This window comes from Xanthovirga aplysinae (assembly GCF_009711365.1).
Taxonomy (GTDB): Bacteria; Bacteroidota; Bacteroidia; order Cytophagales; family Cyclobacteriaceae; genus Xanthovirga; species Xanthovirga aplysinae.
Genome location: NZ_SMMB01000544.1, coordinates 1 through 2,271, shown reverse-complemented (window position 1 = coordinate 2,271; position 2,271 = coordinate 1). Strand labels below are relative to the sequence as shown.

2 protein-coding genes are annotated in these 2,271 nt (G+C 35.5%); both read left to right on the top strand.

Annotation, left to right across the window (positions count from 1 at the left end; genetic code table 11):
• On the top strand, positions 1-659 hold a 659-nt coding region (locus E1171_RS02520), incomplete at its 5' end, for a cyclase family protein (protein ID WP_155203759.1).
• Between the two features lie 232 nt (positions 660-891).
• Positions 892-1,866, top strand: a complete 975-nt coding sequence (locus E1171_RS02515) for a GlxA family transcriptional regulator (RefSeq protein WP_155203757.1) — start codon at positions 892-894, stop codon at positions 1,864-1,866.
• The last annotated feature ends 405 nt before the right edge of the window (positions 1,867-2,271 follow it).

Genomic DNA, 2,271 nt, shown 5'->3' with positions numbered 1-2,271 from the left:
GAATGAAATTTATTGATCTTAGCCATACAATTGAGGATGGCATGATAACCTACAAAGGACTTCCGGCTCCTATAATTTGTGATTATCTCTCCAGAGAAAAGTCCCGGGAATTTTATGAGGATGGCACAGAATTTCATATTGGAAAATTAGAAATGATAGCCAATACCGGAACTTACATAGATTGCCCATTTCACCGTTACCCTGAAGGTAAAGACCTAAGCGACTCTGAGCTAGATAAATTTGCCGAATTAGATGGGGTACTCATAAAAAATGACCACAGAGAAAATGGACTTGAAATTGGACCAGAATGTTTTTCAAACAGGAATTTAGAGGGAAAGGCAGTTTTAGTGAACACGAGCTGGGATAAAAAGTGGAGAACTGATTCCTATTTTGAAAATCATCCCTATTTAACAGAAGAGGCTGCTAAATTCCTGGTGGAACAAAAGGTAAAATTAGTGGGAATAGATTCTTACAACATTGATAACACAAAAAGCAAAAGAAGGCCTGTTCATTCTGTCCTTTTAAAAAACGACATCTTTATTGTTGAGCATCTTACCACCCTTGACAAATTACCCAACAATGGGTTTCATTTTTTTGCTGTTCCACCCAAAATAAAAGGAATGGGAACATTTCCAGTAAGAGCCTATGCAAAAATTTGAAAATTTTATAATAGTTTCTAAAACCAAAACTTTCAGTGCTTCCAATTCCATGACATAGGGAGCTATTATAGTTGTTATTCTTTTTATGCTCTGTAACTCCAGGAAAAAAAATGCTATTTTTAAACTTTTGGCAGAAGATATTCACCAAATTTTTACTGCTGGTTCCTAATTGCGAATAGTATTATGGAGGATAGTTTTTAATGATCCCCTCCATATTTAATCAAAATCTATCATGAACAAGGCTCTCAAAAACATTCTTTTCATTATACCAAGTCAGGTACATCTTCTGGATGTAAATGGGCCGGCCCATATTTTTTATGAAGCCAAAGAATTTGGAGCAGCCATTAATTTACACTTTGTTAGTATGGATGAAAATAAAGAGGTGCACAGCAGTGCAGGTCTAATATTTTCTAAACTAATTCCATTTCATCAGTTTGAATTAGACAAAAATGATTTTGTTTTTGTTCCTGGTTTGGATTACCGGCTCATTTCTGATGAAAAATTCATTGAAGAGCAACAGGGCTTTTCTAAATGGTTAAAAAAGCAATATGCTAATGGAGCCAACATTTGTTCGGTTTGTACAGGGGCATTTTTATTGGCAGAAGCAGAAATTCTCAATGGCAAAAATTGTACTACCCACTGGAAATACCTTTCTAAACTTAGTCAAAAATACCCAGAGGTGGTCATCAAAAAAAACCGTTTGTTTGTGGTCCAGGACAATTTATACAGCAGTGCAGGAGTCTCTTCCGGAATTGATCTTGCGCTTTATATTATAGAGGAACAGTTTGGAACAAAAATGTCTACTGAGGTAGCGCGTGAAGTAGTCATTTATCTAAGAAGGACGGAATCTGATCCTCAGTTAAGCATTTTCCTTCAATATAGAAACCATCTGAATTCCCGCATTCACCAAGCTCAAGATTACCTCACTAAGCACCTCTCCAACCCTATTAACATCAATCAATTGGCAGAACAAGTCAATATGAGTGAACGAAACTTGAGCAGACTCTTTAAAAAGACTACTGGTATTACCATAGGCACCTACCATGAAAAGCTGAGGATTGACAAAGCATTGCACCTGTTTTCCGAAGGACACAAAGTGGAATTTGTTACCCACCAATGTGGGTTAAAAAGTTCCAACCAATTAAGAGCTCTTCTTAAAAAACACCAGGGTTTATTGCCTTCAAATATTATTTCAGAAAAAGATTGATTTTAGCAGAGTTCAGAACTCCGATAAAACAGCCTTTGATTATCTTTAATAAGTGGAAGAATCCTTTACCGATAACAGGGTTGTTAATATTTCGGCTAGGAAGTAAGTTAATAAATACCTTTAGTCTTTTCACTGAGGCTATTTATTGGCCTACTTATTCATGAAGAAGATTTTCTTTTTTTGTAAAAACCTCAGAAATGAAATCGAGGTTTAGAATAAACCTTTTCTCACTTAAGAATTTCTCCTAGAAATTTACTGTCCCTATTTTCTTTTCATTGAAAACTTACTGAATTTCCATGCTTATATTCACTCTGAGAACTTTCATAGGGTTAGGAAAATCGGTATGACATTGAATATGATTACGGAGAAGAGGCAAAAAAACACTCTTAACAGTTACGGAAGACA